General features: G+C 71.9%; 17 protein-coding genes. 9 read left to right on the plus strand and 8 right to left on the minus strand.

Annotation, left to right across the window (positions count from 1 at the left end):
- Nucleotides 1-103: 103 nt before the first annotated feature.
- Nucleotides 104-2,410: a TonB-dependent receptor gene (locus tag ACFO6Q_RS07100; RefSeq protein WP_380019908.1), complete on the plus strand. Its 2,307-nt coding sequence runs from the start codon at nt 104-106 to the stop codon at nt 2,408-2,410.
- A gap of 176 nt (nt 2,411-2,586) precedes the next feature.
- Nucleotides 2,587-3,612 carry an extracellular catalytic domain type 2 short-chain-length polyhydroxyalkanoate depolymerase gene (locus ACFO6Q_RS07105; RefSeq protein WP_380019909.1) on the plus strand — a complete coding sequence of 342 codons (1,026 nt, stop codon included), beginning with the start codon at nt 2,587-2,589 and terminating at the stop codon, nt 3,610-3,612.
- Nucleotides 3,613-3,711: 99 nt separating this feature from the next.
- Here ACFO6Q_RS07105 and ACFO6Q_RS07110 read toward each other — a convergent pair whose 3' ends face one another.
- Nucleotides 3,712-4,089, minus strand: coding sequence for a VOC family protein (locus ACFO6Q_RS07110; RefSeq protein WP_380019910.1), 378 nt, complete (start codon nt 4,087-4,089; stop codon nt 3,712-3,714).
- A 174-nt stretch (nt 4,090-4,263) separates the two neighbouring features.
- Between ACFO6Q_RS07110 and ACFO6Q_RS07115 the strand changes: the two genes are divergently transcribed.
- Both ACFO6Q_RS07115 and ACFO6Q_RS07120 read left to right on the plus strand, forming a co-directional pair.
- Nucleotides 4,264-4,629, plus strand: a complete 366-nt coding sequence (locus tag ACFO6Q_RS07115; RefSeq protein WP_380019911.1) for a cupin domain-containing protein — start codon at nt 4,264-4,266, stop codon at nt 4,627-4,629.
- Between the two features lie 34 nt (nt 4,630-4,663).
- A complete protein-coding gene (locus tag ACFO6Q_RS07120) occupies nt 4,664-7,987 on the plus strand; it encodes a hybrid sensor histidine kinase/response regulator (RefSeq protein ID WP_380019912.1) in 3,324 nt (1,107 codons plus the stop codon).
- Nucleotides 7,988-8,009: 22 nt separating this feature from the next.
- On the opposite strand, the gene ACFO6Q_RS07125 is transcribed toward ACFO6Q_RS07120, so the two are convergent.
- From ACFO6Q_RS07125 to ACFO6Q_RS07135, 3 genes are all read right to left on the minus strand, one after another.
- On the minus strand, nt 8,010-9,407 hold the full coding sequence (locus ACFO6Q_RS07125) for a choice-of-anchor Q domain-containing protein (RefSeq protein WP_380019913.1): 1,398 nt from the start codon (nt 9,405-9,407) through the stop codon (nt 8,010-8,012).
- 104 nt (nt 9,408-9,511) lie between these two features.
- Complete coding sequence (locus ACFO6Q_RS07130) at nt 9,512-10,915, minus strand: choice-of-anchor Q domain-containing protein (protein WP_380019915.1); 1,404 nt, start codon at nt 10,913-10,915, stop codon at nt 9,512-9,514.
- A 68-nt stretch (nt 10,916-10,983) separates the two neighbouring features.
- Nucleotides 10,984-11,289 (minus strand): hypothetical protein, encoded by a 306-nt coding sequence (locus ACFO6Q_RS07135; protein ID WP_380019916.1) that lies wholly within the window; start codon nt 11,287-11,289, stop codon nt 10,984-10,986.
- On the opposite strand from ACFO6Q_RS07135, the gene ACFO6Q_RS07140 reads away from it, so the two are divergent.
- Nucleotides 11,288-12,244: a hypothetical protein gene (locus tag ACFO6Q_RS07140; protein ID WP_380019917.1), complete on the plus strand. Its 957-nt coding sequence runs from the start codon at nt 11,288-11,290 to the stop codon at nt 12,242-12,244. The genes ACFO6Q_RS07135 and ACFO6Q_RS07140 overlap by 2 nt on opposite strands.
- 27 nt (nt 12,245-12,271) lie before the next feature.
- Here the strand turns inward: ACFO6Q_RS07140 and ACFO6Q_RS07145 are convergent, their stop codons facing one another.
- Both ACFO6Q_RS07145 and ACFO6Q_RS07150 read right to left on the minus strand, forming a co-directional pair.
- Complete coding sequence (locus ACFO6Q_RS07145; protein WP_380019918.1) at nt 12,272-12,706, minus strand: GFA family protein; 435 nt, start codon at nt 12,704-12,706, stop codon at nt 12,272-12,274.
- 137 nt (nt 12,707-12,843) lie between these two features.
- Complete coding sequence (locus ACFO6Q_RS07150) at nt 12,844-13,518, minus strand: response regulator transcription factor (protein WP_380020045.1); 675 nt, start codon at nt 13,516-13,518, stop codon at nt 12,844-12,846.
- Nucleotides 13,519-13,659: 141 nt separating this feature from the next.
- Between ACFO6Q_RS07150 and ACFO6Q_RS07155 the strand changes: the two genes are divergently transcribed.
- The 4 genes from ACFO6Q_RS07155 to ACFO6Q_RS07170 all read left to right on the plus strand — a co-directional run bounded on the left by ACFO6Q_RS07155 (nt 13,660) and on the right by ACFO6Q_RS07170 (nt 18,591).
- Nucleotides 13,660-15,426, plus strand: coding sequence for a 3-hydroxybutyrate oligomer hydrolase family protein (locus ACFO6Q_RS07155; RefSeq protein ID WP_380019919.1), 1,767 nt, complete (start codon nt 13,660-13,662; stop codon nt 15,424-15,426).
- Between the two features lie 21 nt (nt 15,427-15,447).
- Nucleotides 15,448-16,032, plus strand: a complete 585-nt coding sequence (locus ACFO6Q_RS07160) for a GNAT family N-acetyltransferase (RefSeq protein ID WP_380019920.1) — start codon at nt 15,448-15,450, stop codon at nt 16,030-16,032.
- 34 nt (nt 16,033-16,066) lie between these two features.
- Complete coding sequence (locus ACFO6Q_RS07165; RefSeq protein WP_380019921.1) at nt 16,067-16,870, plus strand: hypothetical protein; 804 nt, start codon at nt 16,067-16,069, stop codon at nt 16,868-16,870.
- Nucleotides 16,871-17,010: 140 nt separating this feature from the next.
- Nucleotides 17,011-18,591 carry a tetratricopeptide repeat-containing sulfotransferase family protein gene (locus ACFO6Q_RS07170; RefSeq protein ID WP_380019922.1) on the plus strand — a complete coding sequence of 527 codons (1,581 nt, stop codon included), beginning with the start codon at nt 17,011-17,013 and terminating at the stop codon, nt 18,589-18,591.
- 70 nt (nt 18,592-18,661) lie between these two features.
- Here ACFO6Q_RS07170 and ACFO6Q_RS07175 read toward each other — a convergent pair whose 3' ends face one another.
- Both ACFO6Q_RS07175 and ACFO6Q_RS07180 read right to left on the minus strand, forming a co-directional pair.
- The gene (locus ACFO6Q_RS07175; RefSeq protein WP_380019923.1) at nt 18,662-19,036 is read right to left on the minus strand and encodes a VOC family protein; all 375 of its coding nucleotides are present in this window, start codon (nt 19,034-19,036) and stop codon (nt 18,662-18,664) included.
- A gap of 62 nt (nt 19,037-19,098) precedes the next feature.
- Complete coding sequence (locus ACFO6Q_RS07180; RefSeq protein WP_380019924.1) at nt 19,099-19,938, minus strand: helix-turn-helix transcriptional regulator; 840 nt, start codon at nt 19,936-19,938, stop codon at nt 19,099-19,101.
- Between the last annotated feature and the right edge of the window lie 14 nt (nt 19,939-19,952).

The following is a 19,952-nucleotide window of genomic DNA, read 5'->3' on the forward strand; positions in this document are numbered from 1 at the left end:
GGCGCGCCACCTACTGTACGAAGGTACAAGTGTGGCGCCGGCGGGCGTCCTCTAGCGTGGGCGCACACTGGCCACGAGACCGGCGCGAGCTGGAGGGGGAACCATGCAACTTCGTCTACTGAGCTTCGCCATCGCCTGCGCGATCGGCGTGCAAGCCCATGCCGCGCGCGCCGCGGACACCACCGCTGCGGACACGCCCGCCGACGCGGCGCAATCCGAGACGCCGCCGCTGCCGGCGCATCCGACCGGGGAATCGGCGCAGCTGGAAACGATCTCGGTCACTGCGCGCCGCCGCTCGGAAAACATCGAGAAGGTGCCGGTCGCGATCAGCGCGTTCAGCGAGGAGGACCTCAAGGACCTGCAGGCGAGCAACATCGACGGCCTGCAGGGCGCCGTGCCGGGGCTCAACGTCGTGCAGGGGCGCGGCTCCTCCTCGGCGGTCAACGTGTTCATCCGCGGCATCGGCCAGCCGGACGCGCTGCAGACCTTCGATCCCGGCGTGGGCATGTACGTCGACGACATCTACTACTCGCGCATCCAGGGCGCGCTGATCAGCCTGTTCGACGTCGATCACGTCGAAGTACTGCGCGGCCCGCAGGGCACGCTGTACGGCAAGAACTCCACCGGCGGCGCGATCAAGATCCAGACGCGCGATCCGAGCGAGGCCACCACCGGCTCGGTGGAGGGCACGCTCGGCGACTACGGCCGCGCCGAAGGACGCTTCTATCTGTCCGGCTCGTTCGACGAACGCTGGTCGGCCAGCATCGCCGGCGCGATCGTCGGCAACGACGGCTACGTGCGCGATCCGGTCACGCGCCAGGACTACAACGACGACGACACCAAGGCCGTGCGCGCCAAGCTGCAGTTCAAGCCGGGCGAGGACTTCAAGGCCACGCTGGCGCTGGACTACACGCGCCAGACCACCGCGCTCACGCTCGGCGAGCCGACCGCGCCGCTGATCCAGAGCGACTTCGCGCTCGGCGCGGTGGTGCTGCTGCCTCCGTCGACGCGCGAGTACGACTTCAAGTCGCGCACCTCGTTCGCACCGGACCAGGGCCAGAGCCTGACCCACAAGGGCGCCTCGCTGCACCTGGACTGGAAGCTGTCCGACGCCTGGACGCTGAAGAGCATCAGCGCGTATCGCCGCTTGAACAGCGCGTCCTACATCGACATCGACGCCTCGCAGTTCCAGCTCGGCGACGTGTTCGTCGGCTTCCGCCAGAAGCAGGCCAGCCAGGAACTGCAGCTGCAGTACGACAACGGCAGCAACCTGCAGGCGGTGTACGGCCTGTACTGGCTGCGCGAGACCGTGCCCTCGCATCAGGAAGCCTACGCCGACGACCTGTTCGCGCTCGGCGGCGCGCCGATCAAGTTCCTGCGCACGATCGACGACGACCTGCGCACCACCAGCTACGCCGGCTTCGCGCACCTGAACTGGGAGTTCGTGCCGAGCTGGACCCTCGCCGCCGGCCTGCGCTGGACGCGCGAGAGCAAGGACTACGACCGCAGCACCAGCATCTTCTGGAACCCGCAGATCCCGCCGGGCCTGGTCGACGGCACGCTCGCCTTCTCCGGCAAGCAGGACTGGACCGCGTGGACGCCGTCGATCTCGCTGCAGAAGCAGGTCAACGACCAGGTCATGGCCTACGTCTCGGCCAACCGCGGCTTCAAGTCCGGCGGCTTCAACGGCCGCGCCAACAGCGCCGCCGAGGCGGCCAGCGCGGTGTTCGACCCGGAATTCGTCTGGACCTACGAGATCGGCCTGAAGATGCGTTCGGCCGACGGCCGCCTGCAGGGCAACATCGCCGCGTTCCACAGCGACTACAAGGATTTCCAGGCGCGCGTGTCGGAAGTGCTCAATCCCGGCTCGCCCACGCCGACTTTCGCCTTCCCGGTGCTCAACGCGGCCAAGCTGAAGATGGACGGCCTGGAGTTCGAGGGCGCCGCGCTGCTCGGCCAGGGCACGCGCCTGTCCGGCCAGCTGACCTATCTCGACGCGCGCTACGACAAGTTCGTCGATCCGCGCGTGCAGATCGATCCGAACCTGGCCAGCCTGCACGCGCACGTGCCGTTCTCGCCGAAGTGGAGTGCGCGCGTCGCGCTGACGCAGACCTTCAATCTCGCCGACGGCGGCGCGGTCACGCTCGGCGGCGACGTCTCCTACCGCGACGACACCTGGCTCAGCGTCGACAACCGGCCCGGCCTGATGCAGGACGCCTACACGCTCGTCGGCCTGTTCGGCGTCTACGATTCCGCCGACGGCCACTGGCAGGTCCGCGCCGGCGTGCGCAATCTCACCGACAAGACCTACAAGACCGACGGCCAGGAATTCTCCAGCGTCGGCAACATCCAGACCGCGTACTACGGCTGGCCGCGCAACTACTACGTGTCGGCGCGCTACAGTTTCTGAGAATCGGGAATCGGGAATCGGGAATCGGGAATCGGGAATCGGGAATCGGGAATCGGGAATCGGGAATCGGGAATCGGAGCGGCAGGCCGTTTCCCTCTCCCGCTCGCGGGAGAGGGCAGGGTGAGGGCCGGCGGAGCGCATCGCCCGGCCCTTCTCGCCGACACGCGCAACTCATCATGGAGAACATCGTGCACACCACCACTTCATCGATCCTCGCCCTGTCGCTCGCGCTCGGCACCGCCTCGGCGCACGCGGCCGACGCTGCCCTGCCCAGGCTCAAGCTCGATCCGGCGCGCACGACCGTCTCGGGCCTCTCCTCCGGCGCCTACATGGCGCACCAGGTGCACGTCGCGTTCTCCGACCACGTCGCCGGCACCGCGCTGATCGCCGGCGGTCCGTACCACTGCGCCGACGGCAAGCTCGAGACGGCGCTGGCGCGCTGCATGACGCCGGCCGAAGGCAAGGGGCCGCAGGTGAAGGCGCTGGCCCAGCACGCGGCCGAGGCGGCGAAGGCCGGCCGCATCGCGCCGCTGTCCGGCCTCGCCGGCGACGCGGTGCTGGTGCTGCACGGCAAGGCCGACAAGACCGTCGGCGAGTCGCTCAGCCGCGACACCGCCGCGCTGTACCGGGAGCTCGCGCCGAAGGCGAAGCTGCACGAGGACCTCGCGCGCGGCTTCACGCACACCTTCCCGACCGAATCCGCGGGCGCCTCGTGCGAGACCGCCACGGCGCCCTACGTCGGCAAGTGCGGCTTCGACGCCGCCGGCGCGATCTTCGCCGACCTCTACGGCAAGCCGCCGCACGCGGCGAAGGACGCGGGCGGCGAACTGCGCAGCTTCGACCAGGACGCGTTCCGCCCCGCCGGCGCCGACGCCTTCCTCGGAGCGAAGGGTTATCTCTACGTGCCCAAGGCCTGCGCCGACGGCAAGACCTGCGCGCTGCACGTCGCCTTCCACGGCTGCCAGCAGAACGCCGACACGATCGGCGAAACCTTCGTCAAGGACGCCGGCTACAACCGCTGGGCCGACGCTTACGGCGTGGTCGTGCTCTACCCGCAGACCCGCGCCACGATGGCGCCGCTGAACCCGAAGGGCTGCTGGGACTGGTGGGGCTACGGCGGCGAGGCCTACGACACGCGCGACGGCGTACAGATGCGCGCGGTGGCGGCGATGGCCGATGCGCTGGGCGCGCCGCTGAAGTGAGGGGCGCGGACGCGCTCGCGCGTGGATGAGGGCGGCATTGCCTTCGGCGTGCGGAAGCGTGGCGGGAGCAGGGGTTCGATTCTTCCGCGGCGGTTCGGCTCACGTCCGGCGCGTCGACACGCCGAAGCAATGCGAATGGCCGTCGTCGTCGGTCACGAAGAACTCGGTCTGGCCGTAGTCCCGCTCGGCCACGTCCGAAACCGCGTAGCCCAGCGCCTTCAGCCGCTCGCGCAAGGCCGGCAGATCGTCCGGTGCCCAGTACAGGCGGATGCCTTCGCCGTCGTCCGGCGATCGCGGCGCGCCCGCGCGACGGTTGAGCCAGAAGCGCACGCGTTCGTTGCCCACCATGCAGCCGACGAGCCTGCCGTCCTGCCGCATCGCCTGGTCCATGCGCAGGCCCAGGCCGTCGACCCAGAAGTGCAGGCTGTTTTCGACGTCCGCGCTGGGAATCACCGGGATGCACGACTGGATCGGCACGTGACGCTCCTGCAGAAGGGACGGCGCGGGACGGACGACGCCGGTGTGCGCGCCGCACCGGTCGCGATACGCTTGGCGTCCGCTTCATTCTGCCATGGGCCGGCGGTTGCGCTTCGACGGCGCGGCTTTTCGGATCGGCCCCCGTTTCGCGCCACCCAGCCGGATGCCGTACGCATGAGCGACACCGCCATCAACCTGCGCGACAAGCTGAGCCGCTTCGCCGAACACTGGTCGCCGCGCGTCGTCGCCGAGATGAACGACTACCAGTTCAAGCTGGCCAAGCTGCAGGGCGAGTTCGTCTGGCATTCGCACGCCGACACCGACGAGGTGTTCATCGTGCTCGAAGGCGAGATGACGCTCGAATTCCGCGACAAGTGTGTGCCGATGACGGCCGGCGAGATGTACGTCGTGCCGAAGGGCGTGGAGCACCGGCCGGTGGCGCGCGAGGAATGCAGCGTCATGCTGGTCGAGCCGCGCGGCGTGGTGAACACCGGCGAGGCCGGCGGTGGCTACACCGCGCCGAACGACGTCTGGGTGTAGCGCCGCCGCCTCGCGCGCGCACCGATCCGACCTCATGGCGTTCTCCGAACTGCTCGTCGCGCTCGCCGGCCTGGTCTGGCTGATCCTGCTGTTCGGCATCGCGCTGTACGGCGAACGCCATCCGCGCGTGCTGGCGAACCGCTGGGGCGTCGTCTACGCGCTGTCGCTCGGCGTGCACTGCACGTCGTGGACGTTCTACGGCACGGTCACGCAGGCCGAACGTTCGGGCTGGTGGCTGCCGCCGACCTTCGTCGGCCTGATCCTGCTGTACGTGCTCGCCGCCGGCGTGCTGGTGCGGCTGGTGCGGCTGGCGCGCGAGCACAACGCCAGCTCGCTGGCCGACCTGGTCGCCGCGCGGCTCGGCCGGCACGCAGGTCTGGCCGCGCTGATCACCGCGGTGACCGCGCTGGGCATCGTGCCGTACATCGCGCTGCAGCTGAAGGCGGTGGCGATGAGCTACGCGCTGTTCGGCCGCGGCGACGATCTGGCCACGCCGGCCTGGCAGGACAGCGCGCTCTACGTCGCGCTGGCGATGGCGCTGTTCGCGATGCTGTTCGGCACGCGCCGCGCGCCGGCCGCCGCGCACAACCGCGGGCTGGTGCTGGCGCTCGCGTTCGAGTCGGTATTCAAGCTGGTCGCGATGCTGGCGATCGGCGCGCTCGTGCTGCAGCTGCCCGACGTCGCGGCGGCGACCGCGGCGCAGCCGCGCGACAGCAGCGGCGTGGCGCCGCTGGTGCTGCTCGGCGCGCTCGCCGCGTTCACCCTGCCGCACCAGTTCCACGCCGGCGTGGTCGAATGCCGCGACGCCGGCCACGTGCGCACCGCGCGCTGGCTGTTCCCGCTCTACCTCGGCCTGATCGCGCTGCCGATCCTGCCGCTGGCGCAGGCGGGCGCGGCGCGCCTGGGTGCGCTGGGCGTGTCGTCGGACCTGTACGTGCTGGCCCTGCCCCTGTCGCAGGACCGCTACGGCCTGGCCGTGCTCGGCTTCCTCGGCGGACTCAGCGCGGCGACCAGCATGGTCATCGTCGCCACGCTGGCGCTGAGCCTGATGATCGGCAACCACTGGATCGCGCCGCTGCGCGTGCGCGCCGGCTGGGGCCGCGGCGACGCCGGCGACCTGCGTCCGGCGGTGCTGCGCCAGCGCCGCGCGGCGATCCTCGCGGTGCTGCTGCTGGCCTGGGCGTATTCGCGCGCGCTCGCCGGCAGCGACGCGCTGGCCGACATCGGCGCGCTGTCGTTCTCGGCGCTGGCCGGCCTGACGCCGGCGGTGCTGGTGGCGATGTACCGGCCGTCGATCGGCCCGCGCGCGGTCGCGCTCGGCCTCGTCGCCGGCAGCCTGGTCTGGCTCTACGTGCTGTCGCCGACCTTGCTGCCGGGCGCCGCGCCGCTGCTGCACGGCGGGCCGTTCGGCCTCGCGGCGCTGTCGCCGGCGCAGCTGTTCGGGCTGGGCGACTGGAGCGAGCTGGCGCGCGCGGTGGTCGCCAGCCTGGCGGTGAACGTCGCGGTGCTCGCGCTGGCCGCGCGCACGCGCTGGGCGCGCGACGGCGCCGTCTCGGCGCACGGCGACCTCGCCGCCGCCGAACTGCAGGCGCTGGCCACGCGCTTCTTGCCGCGCGAGCGGATCGTCGCGCTGCTCGGCGATGCGCCGCATCACGGTCGCGCCGATGCCGCCGCGGTCGCCGCGGTCGAGCACGAGCTGGCCGGTGTGATCGGCGCCTCGTCGGCGCGTCTGCTGATCGAGGTGGCGCGGCGCGAACGCCGCGGCCAGCTCGACGCGGTCGCCGCCATCGTCGGCGAGGCCAGCCAGGACCTGCGCTTCAACCAGCGCGTGCTCGAGGCGGCGCTGGAGAACATGAGCCAGGGCATCTGCGTGGTCGACGCGGCGCTCAACGTGGTCGCGTGGAACCGCCGCTACGCCGAGCTGTTCGCCTATCCCGACGGCCTGCTGGCGATCGGCCGGCCGGTGGCCGAGCTGATGCGGCACAATTTCGCGCGCGGGCTCGCCGGCGCCGGCGACATCGACACGCGCGTGGAGCGGCGGCTGGCGCAGATGCGTTCGGGCTCGCCGCATCTGGCCGAACGCACGTTCCCGGACGGCACCGTGGTCGAGATCCGCGGCAACCCGATGCCCGGCGGCGGTTTCGTCGCGACCTTCACCGACGTCACCGCGTTCCGCCGCGCCGAACAGGACCTCACGCGCGCGAACGAAACGCTGGAGCAGCGCGTCGCCGAACGCACCGGTGAACTGGCGCGCGCCAGCGCCGTGGCCGAGCGTGCCAACCGTGACAAGACGCGCTTCCTCGCCGCGGTCAGCCACGACCTGGCGCAGCCGCTGCACGCCGCGCACCTGTTCACGCATGCGCTGGCGCAGCGTCTGGGCGACCGGCCCGAACGCGAAACCGTCGCGCACATCGACGGCGCGCTCGGTTCGGCCGAGAGCCTGCTCGGCGGCCTGCTCGACATCGCGCGCCTGGACGCCGGCGGCATGCCGAGCGAGGTGCGCGCGTTCGCCGCCGGACCGCTGCTGCAGGGACTGGCCACCGAGTTCCGCCTGCTCGCCGCGGCGAAGGGGCTGGAGCTGCACTGCGTGCCGACGCGCGCGTGGCTGCGCAGCGATCCGCAGCTGCTGCGCCGCGTGCTGCAGAACTTCCTGTCCAACGCGGTGAAGTACACGCGCCGCGGACGCGTGCTGCTCGGCGCGCGCCGGCACGGCGACGCCCTGCGCATCGAGGTGTGGGACAGCGGCCCGGGCATCGCCGAGGCCGACCGCGCGGCGATCTTCGAGGAATTCCGCCGCCTCGACCGCGGCGGCGCCGGCCTCGGGCTCGGCCTGGCGATCGCCGAACGCATCGCGCGCCTGCTCGACCTCCCGCTGACCCTGCGCTCGCGCCTCGGCCACGGCAGCACGTTCGCGATCGAGGTGCCGCGCACGGCGCCGGTCGCCGTCGCCGTCGACGTCGCCGCGGAGTCGGATGCGGCGCCGGGGCATCGCGTGCTCGTCGTCGACAACGACGCCGCCGTGCTGGCCGCGACCGCGGCCCTGCTCGCCGGCTGGAACTGCGAAGTGCTGGGCGCCGCCGATGCCGCCGCCGCGGCGGCGCAGTGCGCGCGCGCGCGGCCGGAGCTGCTCGTGCTCGACTACCACCTCGACGGCGGCGTCACCGGCCTGGACCTGCGCGCCGGCCTCGGCGCGGACGTCGCCGGGCTGCCGTGCATCGTCGTCACCGCCGACCACGACGAGAGCGTGCGCGCCGCCGTCGCCGCGGCCGGCTGCCATCTGCTGCACAAGCCGCTCAAGCCGCTGGCGCTGAAGTCGCTGATGGCGCGCGTGCTGGCGGCGAACGCGGCGCCGGCCTGACGGCGCCGGCCGCCGCGCGCGCTCAGTCCGCCGGCCCGGCCTCGAACGAATCGTCGAACAGGCGATCGCCGTCGTGCTCCACTGCGCCGATGTCGGCGCCCGCGCCGGACGGCCGCGCGTAGCCGCGCTGGTCGGTCGGCGGCAGGTCGGCCGAGGCGGCGCCGTCGATCAGCGGGCCACCGGTCTGCGGCCACATCGTCGGCGTCGGGCCGCCGTTCCAGCGCAGCGGCAGCAGCAGCGGCGCCGCGCCGAGGAGATTCGTGCCCGGATTGGCCGGATCCACCGAGCCTGCGCCGGCCCGCTCGATCAGGCTGTACGCGGCGTCGACGGGCGTGCCGCCGGAGGTCAGATCGATGCCGTTCTCGCCGACGTAGTTGCCGCCGACGGCGCTGGCGAGGATGCGCACCGGCACCACGGACCAGGCGTCGAACGCGCTGGACGCCCAGGGGCTGTCGTCGATGCGCCGGTTGTCGGAGATCGTGCTGTATTCGAGCTGGATGCTGCCGGTCAGGATCGAGACGATCTGGCGGCCCTGGTTGCGCGCGAACGTGGAATTGACGATGCGTGCGCGGATGTCTTCACCGCTGAAGCCGTTGCGGTTGACGGCGGCGCCGTACATCGCGCGGTTCGCGTAGAAGCTGCTGCGCTCGATCCGCACCTCGCCGTGCGAGGCGCTGACCGCGCCGCCGGCGCTGCCGCTGCCCGGTTCCTGCGGCGAGGAGGTCAGCGCCGAGTTGTGGTGCAGGCGGCTGTCGAGGATCCACAGCATCGATTGCGTGTCGTTCGGTCCGAACTGGATCGCGCCGCCGGAGATGTAGCCGCCGCCGTCGATGGCGTTGTGGTCGATCTCGCTGTTGCCGATGAAGAGCGGTCCGGCGGCGTAGATGGCACCGCCGCTGCGCAGCGCGCGGCTGTGGTCGACGCGGCTGTCCTGCAGTTCGAGGATGGCGCCGTCGCCGGCCGCGACGGCGCCGCCGAGCACGGCTTCGCATTCGGTGAGGCGCACGCCGTCGAGCAGCACGGCGGCGCGCCGGATCTCCAGGCAGCCGCCGGCATCGGTGGCGTGGCGGCCGCCGGCGAGCACCAGCCGGCGCAGGGTGACCCCGGCGCCGGCCTCGGTGAGCACGCGCAGGACGCGGTCGTTGCCGGTGCTGCGCACGGTCGCGACGTCGCCGTCCGGTCCGATCACCTCGACCGCCTCGGTAATGACCGGCGTGGGCGTGTCGATCCACAGCGTCTTTCCGGCGAGGTCGCCGTGGAACACGATGCGATCCGGTCCCGGCGTCTGGTTGGCGAACGCGATGGCGGCGCGCAGCGAGCCGACGCCGTCGTCGAACAGGCTGTCGACCTGGAAGTCGGCGGCCGTCGCCGCGCACGGCAGCATCAGCGCGGTCAGCAGGAAGGGCAGGGTGGGGCGCATGTCGTTCTCCGCAATGCAGGTCTTTCCGGAGAACGGAATCGGGCGTGCTTCCCTATCGCCATCGCGTTGCGGAGATTGCGCCGTCTGCGTCGCGGCGGCGATCGTCATCCGTCGGCAGGAGCGCCGTCGAACGCGTCGGCGAACAGCCGGTCGCCGTCGTCCTCGACCGCGCCGATGTCGGCTGCGCTGCCGACCAGGCGTGCCGAGCCGCGCTGGTCGGTCGCCGGCAGGTCGGCATCGCCGCCGGCGTCGATCAGCGGGCTGTCGGCCATCGGCGGCATCGTCGGCGTCGGTCCGCCGTTCCAGCCGAGCGCGCGCAGGCGCGGATCGACGATGCCGAAGCGGTTGGTGCCGGGATTGGCCGCGTCGACCGAGCCCAGCCCGGCGACGCCGATCAGGCTGTAGTCGGCATCGATCCGGCGTTCGCCCGAGGCGAGGTCGATGCCGTCCTGGCCCGGATAGTTGCCGCTGACGACGCTGCCGGCGATGCGCACCGACACCGTGGCCGGAGAGTCGAACGCGCGCGCGACGCCCTCGCCGCCGTCGCGGATGTTGGCCGAGATCGTGCTGTATTCGAGCGCGACCTCGCCCTGCGCGATCGAAACGACGTCGTCGCCGACGTTGCCGGCGAAGGTGGAATTGACGAGGCGGGCGTCCATCGGCAGATCGACGTTTCCCGAGCGGCTGAGCGCGGCGCCGTGGCGCGCGCGATTGGCGTAGAAGCTGCTGCGTTCCACCCGCAGCCGGCCGTTGCCGGCGTCGAGCGCGCCGCCGAGGCTGGCGCCGGCCGGGTCGGAGCTCGTCGCCGCGTTGTGGTGCAGGTGGCTGTCGAGGATCCACAGCATCGACTGGTTATCGGCGAACGGCCAGAAGGCGATGCCGCCGCCGCGGCCGAAACCGTCCACCGTGTTGTGGTCGATCTCGCTGCGGCCGACGAACAACGCACCGTCCGTGCGGATGCCGCCGCCGCTCCAGACCGCGCGGTTGTGATCGATGCGACTGTCCTGCAGTTCGAGGATCGCGCCGAGCTGGGCGGAGATGGCGCCGCCGTGGGCCGCCTTGCAGCCGGTCACGCGCACGCGATCGAGCAGCACGCTGGCGCCCTGGATGCTCAGGCAGCCGCCGCTCTGGTTGAGCAGGCCGCCGTCCGCCAGCACCAGATCGCGCAGGACCACGATCGCACCCCAGTCGGTGACCACGCTCAGCACGCGGTCGTTGCCGGTGCTGCGCACGGTCGCTGCGCCGCCGGCCGGTCCGATCACTTCCACCGCTTCGCTGATCACCGGCGCCGGCGCATCGATCCACAGCGTCTTCCCGGCGAGGTCGCCGTGGAACACGATGCGATCCGGCCCCGGCGTCTGGTTGGCGAACGCGATGGCGGCGCGCAGCGAACCGACGCCGTCGTCGAACAGGCTGTCGACGTGGAAGTCGTCCGCCACTGCCGCGCCGGACAGCGCGAGCGCCGACAGGATCAGGGCGGTCGGGATCGGGAAGGGGTTGGCGCGCATGTCGTTCTCCGGGAAGCGAGGTCTTCCAGGGAACGGAATCCGGGGCGCTTCGCTATCACCGCGGTGTGTCACTTGCGTGTCCGCACGCCTTCCGGTGGTGACGTTTCGCGGTTTCCTTCAACGGCTTGCAACTTGCCGCCGCGAGTACGAAGATCTTCCTCGATGTCGTCGGAAAAGGGGTTCCGGATGGCCGCTCGATGGATTCGCTGGGCTGCGATGTTCGCCGCTTTGATGATGCCGGCTTCGGCTGTGCTCGCCTGCAATTCCACGCCGTTCGTCGACAGATGGAACGTTTTGGGCACGACCGTCTGGGAGGATGACGCCGGCGACTGCCGACTGCGCGCCAGCGTTTCCGATCCAAGCGGGATCGCCATGTCCACGTCGGCGTCGGTCAGCTACGTGCGTCGCGAACCGACGGCTCCGCTGCGCTTGCGGTTTTCCGTCGATACGTCCGAGCTGCCGGCCATGGGGCCGTTGGCGTACGCGGCCTTGGTGCGGGGCGTTGCGCGACGTATCGAACCGGCCGCGATGCCCGGCAACCCCGTATTCCAGGTGGCGCTCACTCGTGGCCAGGACAGCTCGACTTTCCGGCTGCAGCTCGGAGGCTGGTGCGCGACCGTGTCGCCCTCCAAGTACTGCAGGATCACTGGGCCAGTCGATCTTTCCTCGGCCGATTTCCCTCTCGATATCGCGCTCGACGTCGAAATCGGCGTGGGCTCGTCCGGCCGCCTTCGGCTCTGGTTGAATTCCGATCCAGATACCACCGAGCCGTATCTGCTGCTGAACGCTCTCGACAATGCCGTGACGGGTGGAGCGGACCGCGTGAGCTTCGGTTTGTTCTCTACCACGACCGCATTTGCTAGTGAACTGGCCAATCATGCCTTCACGTTTGGCCACATCACGACCAGCGACGATCAGCTGTTCCGGAGCAACTTTGAATCCCTGCTCGCCGGCAACATCGAGCCAAATCAGCAGCCGCTGCCCTTGAACGGAGCTTCCTACGATGGAAATACGTGCGACGGAACCGATCTGCTGCCGCAGGCGGCTTCCGGTACGACGGTGTTCGCCGGTCCTGTTGCGGTTCATCCAGTCACCCTGACCGGAGGGCTTGCGAAATTCTTCGTCAGCGCTTCCGCCGGAAGTGGCGCTCTTGCGATGTTCCTGTGCCCTGCAGGGGCTGGCCCTTCGGACGCCTGTATCGCCTACGGTACGTCTCTCGGGATGTCTATCTCAAGCGCCGGTGTTTCGGGCGAGTATCAGCTCGTCATCGGGAAATCCAACGGACCGTGCGGCGTCTATTACGTCACGGCGTACGATCCGCTCGACTGAATCGCGTTTCACCCGACCAGCGGATCGTCATGTCCGGTCCGCCGGCGCAAACCGCACCTGTCCGATCCATCCGCGCTGGCGTCGCGCCAGCCGTGAACCGGTTTCCTCGCCGTCGAAGCTGACCTCGGAGCGGCGCAGCCGCGACGGGTCGACGTCGTCGAACGCGTTCACGTTGACGACGGCGTGCACGCGTCCCTCGATGTCGCTGGTCACCAGCGGCACCGCGCCGCAGCGCGCGCAGACGTGGAAGTCGGCGGTGGCGGTCTCGAAGCGGTAGGTCGAATGCGCGGCGGCGTCGCGCACCTGCACCTCGAGCGTCGCGGCGGGATCGGCAGTCCAGACCGCGCCGTGCTTGCGGCAGAACGAGCAGGTGCAGGCGCGCGCCGGAATCGCGTCGGCGTCGCCGCGCCAGTCCAGCACGAAGGAGAGATTGCCGCAGTGGCAGCTGCCGGTGATGCGCATGGAATTCTTCGAGAGAGGAATGTGGGCCGGATCGTGCGTGCAGGCGACGGGCTCGAACGGGCGCCAGACCTGGTCGTCCCGGCGGGCGAGCATCCGTTCGGCGCGGTGACGTCATTCTTCGGCCAACGGGCCGGCTGTCAACCGCCGGCGACGGGTTCCGCGATGCCGGCCGGATCGGCCAGCGCGAGCGAACGCAGCAGCACGCCGGCCTGCGTGCGATTGCGCACGCCGAGCCGTTCGAAGACCGCGGTCAGGTGCGCCTTCACCGTGCGTTCCTGCACGTCGAGGCGGTCGGCGATCTGCTTGTTCAAAAGGCCGTCGGCGACCAGGCCGAGCACGCGCATCTGCTGCGGGCTGAGGCTGGCCAGCCGTGCGGCCAGTGCGCGGTCGTCCGCAGCGGTCGCGGTCGCGGCGACCGCCCCGCGCAGCGATGGCGGCAGCCACGACTGCGCCGACAGCACGGCGCGCAGCGCCTCGCACAGCTCGTCGAGACCGGCGCGCTTGGAGATGAAGCCGGCCGCGCCGTAGGCCAGCGCGCGGCGGATCGTCAGCGGATCGTCGTGCGCGGAAATCATCGCGACGGCGACCGCCGGATGCTCGCCGCGCAGCGTCGCCAGCCCCATCAGGCCGTGGCTGCCGGGCATGTGCAGGTCGAGCAGGACGAGGTCGGTGTCCGGCTGCGCGGCCAGCGCCGCGTGCGCCTCGTCAAAGCTGCCGGCCTCGGCGATGGTCGCCTCCGGGGCGACTGCGCGCACGGCCTGCGCCAGCGCGAGGCGGAACAGCGGATGATCGTCGGCGAGCAGCAGGCGCATCGCGCCACTGTAGCAGGCGGTCACGCGCCGGCCTCGCCGTCCGCTGGACTTAAGTACGATGCCGGGCGCGATTTCGCGCGCTACCCTGCGCCGATGCGCCGACTCGTCCTGCTATCGTTGCTCGCTCCGCTCGCGGCCTGCGTGCCGCGGCCCGCCCTGGTCCATCCGGCGATGCCCGATCCCGCTCTCGTCAGCGACATCCGCGAAACCCGCCACTCCGGCGACGACGACCTGCTCAGCGCCGGCCTCGGTCTCGCCGGCCTGCGCGCCAAGCCGGCGGCATTCGCCGACGCGGCCGCACCGACGCCGCAGGAACTGCGCCGCCGCGCGATCCATGCGAACTGGAACGGCATCGCCGACCTCGGTCCGCTCGGCGGCTACGGCACGCTCTACGGCGGCGTGCCTTCCGTGCCCGGCCGCGAGTACCAGGCGTTCGCCAGACTGCCGGATGCGCAGGCGCCGTTCCGCGTGCTGGCGCAGGTGCCTGACGCGTTCGACGCGAAGGCGCGCTGCCTGCTGGTCGCGCCGGCCTCGGGCTCGCGCGGCGTGTACGGCGCGATCGCGCTGGCCGGCGCCTGGGGCCTGCCGCGCGGCTGCGCGGTGGTCTACACCGACAAGGGCGCCGGCACCGGCTACTACGACTTCGATTCGCGCACCGGCGTGGCGCTGGACGGCACGCGCGCGGCGCGCGGCGCGGCGCCGCTCGAGTTCGAGCCGGCGCACGAGGCCGCCGGCGGCGTGGCGATCAAGCATGCGCATTCGGGCGACAACCCGGAGGCCGACTGGGGGCGCCACGTGCTCGCCGCCGCGCGCTTCGGCCTCGCAGCGCTCGACCGCGCGTTTCCCGCCGCCGCGCCGTTCACGCCGTCGAACACGCGCGTGATCGCGGTCGGACTCTCCAACGGCGGCGGCGCGGCGCTGCAGGCCGCCGGCCTCGACGAGGCCGGGCTGCTGTCGGGCGTGGTCGCGCTGGAGCCGAACGTGCACGTCGAAGGCCGCGGTCGCGCCGCCTTCGACTACATCACCGAGGCGGCCCTGTACCTGCCGTGCGCGCTGCTCGACGCGCGCTTCGAGACGACGCCGTTCGCGCGCGTGGCGGCCGCGCTGCCGGCGTGGCGTGCGCGCTGCGCGCGCCTGCACGAAGCCGGCCTGGTCGACGGCGGCAACCTCGCCGCGCAGGCGGCCGACGCCCTCGCGCGCCTGCATGCCCACGGCTGGGACGAGGCGACCCTCGCCACCGCGGCGAGCACGACCGCGTTCGACCTGTGGCGCGCGATCGGTGCGACCTACACCTCGGCCTACCTGCGCGCGCCGGCCGACGCGATGCCGTGCGGATTCCGCTTCGCCGTCGCCCATGGCGCGCCGGCGCCGGCGCCGGCCGACGCGGCGACGCGCGCGGCGTGGTGGTCCGACGCCAGCGGCATCCCGCCCGGCGCCGGCATTGCCCTGCTCGGCGGCACCGATGCGTCCGCCGATCCGAGCTGGGTCGGCCTCGACTGCCTGCGCACCTTGTGGAGCGGCGACGGCGCCGATGCGCGGCGCCTGCACGCGTCGGTCGCGGCGACGGCGGCGAAACGGCCGCGCGCCGGCCTGCCGATCCTGATCGCGCAGGGCGAGCGCGACGGCCTGCTGCCGATCGCGTTCTCCAGCGCGCCGTACGTGCAGGCGCTGGAGGCCGACGGCGTCGCGCCGGTGTATTGGCGCGTGCCGCACGCGCAGCACTTCGACGCCTTCCTCGCCCTGCCGGGCTTCGGCGACGGCTACGTGCCGCTGCTGCCGTACGGCTACGCCGCGCTCGACGCGGTCTGGGCGCATCTGGCCGACGGCGCCGCGCTGCCGGCGTCGCGGCGCTTCGACACGACGCCGCGCGGCGCGGCGGCGCTCGATCGCGGCAAGCTCGGATTCTGAGTCCACCCAAAAGGGGAGCGCATGGCAGCGACCCATTCCGGTGTGCGGCAGGCGCGTCCGGACGACGGCGCGCAAGTCGTGCCGCTGCTGGTCGAGGCGATCGATCATCTCGCGCTGCACCTGGCCGGCGCTGCCGACCACGCCGCCGCCGTGCCGTTCTTTGCGCGCCTGTTCGAGACGGGCGGAAACCGCTACGGCCGCGAGCACGTACTGGTGCTCGAGCAGGGCGGCGAGATCGCCGCGGCGATCCTCGGCTACCCGGGTCGCGACGAAGCGGCGCTGGCCGCACCGGTGCTGGCGGCGTGTCGCGCGCGCGACCCGTCCGCGCATTACCGGCTCGAAGCGGAGAGTTCGCCCGACGAGTTCTATCTCGACGCGCTGGCGGTGGCGCCGCGGCATCGCGGCGCCGGCCACGCCGCGACATTGATCGCGGCCGCCTGCGCGCGCGCGGCGCAGGCCGGCCACGCGCGCGCCGGTCTGCTGGTGGACGTCGACAAGCCCGGCGTGAAGCGTCTCTATGCGAAACTCGGCTTCGCCGTCGACGGCGAGCGCCGGCTGGCCGGGCACCGCTACGAACACATGAGCCGTGCGCTGGGTGAGGTCTAGGCGACTTCCGCGCGGCACCGGTGCGCGGCGATGCTTGGAAGTCACGGCGGCGGCCGGCCCGGTTTCCCGCCGCCGTCCGGCGCAGCGCCGTCCCCGAAACCTGACGAATGCAGCGGTGATGAAGATGAGTCCGTCGAAGGAGTTCCCTGCGTCCATGCGCCCTTTGCTTCTGCTCGCCCTCGGCGTCTTCCTGGGCGGCTGTGCGAGCGAGAGCGAGCTGCGGAAGGCGGCGCGTGACCGCTCGAACTCGGCGATCGAGCAGCTGGACCGTCAGCCGTCGTGCTGCGAAGCCCTGTCCGGGTTGCGCTACGAGAAACTCTCGCCGGGCCGAACTTCGGGGAACTTCCCGTCCGCCTCGGCGCAGGTCCGCCCGTTTCCCGCCGGCCGCAGCTACTTCATGGCGGTGGAGGTTCCGCAGCAGCGGCAGCCTGCGGTGATCAACGTCCGCTCCGAGATGCTCGGCGGCGGTCGCGGCTCGATGGCGACGGTGTTCGTGCCCTCGGTCATCGCGCTGGACGGCGACTTCGCGCCGGTCGCCGCGCCGAAGGAGCTGGGGCTGTGCTTCCGGCGCGGATGGTCGAAGAAGGATGTCGGCTACTTTTCCTCGCTCGAGGTCGACGCCTCCCGGGTCAGGTACCTGGTGTTCTTCACCGATCGATCCAGGCTGCAGGACTCGGTTCCCTACGACAGCAGCGCCACGACCGCCGGGCTGGGATTCGTCGTGAACACGAACGTGAGCTACGAGCTTCCGCGCAGTCCGGACGGCCAACTGGACGTCTGGCTCGAAGGGGCGACGGACTCGCTCGGCGGGCTGCCGGAGCGTTGCCGCAGCCGATGAGCCGATTCCGTGCGGGGCGCGCACGCGTCGCCGGACTTGAACCGCGGCGCCGAGGCAAACGGTAGTCCGCGCCGCATGCACGCCCCGGTCGATTCCGGCCGCTCGCAGCGCCGTCGTGCCGCGGGGCATACTGCGCGGTCATGAACGCCGCGCCTCCCGTCATCGCTCCGCTGTCGCCGTCCGCCGCCGCGCTGGCGCGCAGCGCGCAGCAGGCGATCGAGCGCGGCGCCTGGGACGAGGCGGTGCAGCCGCTGAACGGCGCGCTCGCGCTGCAGCCCGGGCATCCGCAACTGCTGCGCCTGAGCGGCCTGCTCGAGCAGGGGCGCGGCAACCTCGCCAACGCGGTGGGGCTGTTCGCCCATCTGCATCGCAGCTTTCCGCAGGACGCGGCGCTGGCCAACCATCTCGGCGCGGCGCTGGCGCTGGCCGGGCGCATGGACGCCGCGATCGAGGCATTTCGCCGCGCGCTCGAACTCGATCCCGCGCTGCTCGACGCGGCCTACAACCTCGGCCGCGCGCTCGACCTGCGCGGCGACGCGGCGGCGGCCTGCGCCGCGCTCGAACACGCGCTGCGCATCGACCCGCACCATCCGCCGGCACGCGTGCTGCGCGCGGAGAGCCTGAAGAAGCTCGGCCGCCTGGCCGAGGCGGAACAGGCGTTGCGCGCGCTGCTGCACGAGGATCCGGGCGCGGTCGCCGCGTGGGTCGCGCTGGCCAACCTGCGCGCGTTCGCGCCGGACGGTGCCGATCTCGCCGCGGTCGGCCGCCTGTACGCCGATCCGCGGCTGGACGAGACGCAGCGCATCGACCTCGGCTTCGCCTACGGCTCGATGCTGGAGGCCGCCGGCCGCTACGCCGAGGCATTCGACGCCGTGCAGGCGGCGAACGCGGCCAAGCGGCGGCGCGTGCGTTGGGACGCCGCGGCGGTCAGCGCGCTGGTCGACGACATCCTCGCCGCGTTCGCGCCCCCGGCGCCGGCCGACGCGGATGCGACGCGCGGGCACGGCGCGATCTTCCTGGTCGGCATGCCGCGTTCGGGCTCGACCCTGGCCGAGCAGATCCTGGCCGCGCATCCGGACGTTTCCGGCGGCGGCGAGCGCGAGGACGTGGTGCACGTCCTGCACCAGGAATCGGCGCGCCGCGGCCGGCGCTTCCCGGCCTGGGTGGCCGAGGCGGACGCAGCCGACTGGCGCCGGCTCGGCGAGCAGTACCTGCAGCGCAGCGCCGCCTGGCGCGGCGATCGCGCGCATTTCACCGACAAGACGCTGACCAACTGGCAGACGCTCGGCGCGATCGCCCGCATGCTGCCCGGCGCGCGGATCGTGCACTGCGTGCGCGATCCGCTGGAGACGCTGTGGAGCTGCTACAAGCACCACTTCGGCGAGGCGCAGTTCTTCACCTACGATCCCGCCGAGCTGGCCGCGTTCTTGCGCGACTGCACGCGCGCGATGCGCACGTGGGACGCGCGTCATCCGGGCTGGATCCACCGGCACGATCACGAGGCGCTGCTGGCGCAGCCCGAAGCGCGCACGCGCGCCTTGCTGGACGCCTGCGGCCTTGCCTTCGATGCGGCCTGCCTGCGCTTCCACGAAGCGCGGCGCGAAGTGCACACGGCGAGCGCGGCGCAGGTGCGCCGTCCGCTGCAGCGGCGCGTGCCGCTGGCCGAGCGCTACGGCGCGCTGCTCGATCCGCTGCGCCGCGCGCTCGACGCGCCGGGCTGAGCGGCGCGCGGCAGGATCGCGCCGCAGGCCGTTCGAAAATCCGCGCGACGGTTTCGAGTAGGCCGAAGGCTCACGTCTCGGGCGCGTGGCAGACCGCTTCGATGTTGTGTCCGTCCGGGCCGATGACGAAGGCGGCGTAGTAGGTCGCGTTGTACTGCGGGCGCAGGCCGGGCGCGCCGTTGTCCGTGCCGCCCGCCGCCAGCGCCGCGCGGTGGAAGTCGTCGACCTGCCGGCGGTTGTGCGCCACGAACGCCAGGTGCAGGTGCGCCGGCTTCTGGTCGGTCTGGAACAGGCACAGCGAAGCCTTGCCCTTCGCGCTGAGCTCGACGCCGTAGTCCGGCGTCCCTTCCGAGACGACGGCGACGCCGAGCGGCGCGAGCGCGCGGAGGAAGAACGCCTTGCTCGCCGCATAGTCGCTGACGCCGAATTTCACGTGGTCGAACATCGGTTCTCCTGGAGCGGGCGGTATCGCGCGGCGCCGCGGGAAACGGACGGCGGCGGTCGCGCTCAGTCCGGCGTCGCGGCGGCGGTCGTGCGCAGGCCCGCCGGGCTCCAGCGCGAACCGGCCAGGGTCCACATCGGCGGCAGCTGCGTGAACGGCGGGCGCTGGTGCACGGCCAGCGCGGCGCCGAGGCGGTCGTCCACGCCGAGCTTCTCGAACACGCCGCGCACGTGGCTCTTGACCGTGTCCAGGCGGATGCCGAGCAGGCCGGCGATCGATTCGTTCGACTTGCCGGCGGCGATCCAGCGCGCGACCTCGCGCTGGCGCGGCGACAGGTCCGGGCACAGGTGGATCAGCCGCTCCACCGGCGCCATCGACTGCACGGTGCGCTCCAGCGCCTGCCGGTACACGCGCGCGACGTGGCCGCGCAGTTCCTGCATGCGGTCGCGCTCGGCGTCGGAAAAGGCCGGACGGCCGAGCACGCGATGCGCCGAGATCGCCACCGCGTAGCCTTCCTGCACGATCATCGTGGTCATCTGCCGGTGCGCGTGCGCCGGCAGGAACACCTCGCGCGCGATCGGCAGCTCCATGAACTGCGCGTCGCTGAAGAAGTCCGACTCGCGCAGCGCGCGCTCGCCGAAGAAGGCCGGATCCTTGCCCCAGAACGGATGGCTGCCGGCGTGCTTGAGATAGGCCGCGGTGGTGGTGGCGCGGCGTTCGGGATCGGGATCGGGGTGTGAGTACTCGACGCGGAACTCGCCGCTGCCCAGGTGGAATTCGCTGTAGCCGACCATGTCGCAGTCGGTCGCCAGCTCCGTGCTGACGAACACTTCGCGCGCGATCGTGTGCAGGTCGGGCTCGGCCGCGTACAGCTCGACCAGCCGGCGCTCGAACCGCGTCCGCACGGCGTCTTCGGCAG

The organism is Dokdonella ginsengisoli (genome assembly GCF_042652785.1).
GTDB classification, from domain to species: domain Bacteria; phylum Pseudomonadota; class Gammaproteobacteria; order Xanthomonadales; family Rhodanobacteraceae; genus Dokdonella_A; species Dokdonella_A ginsengisoli.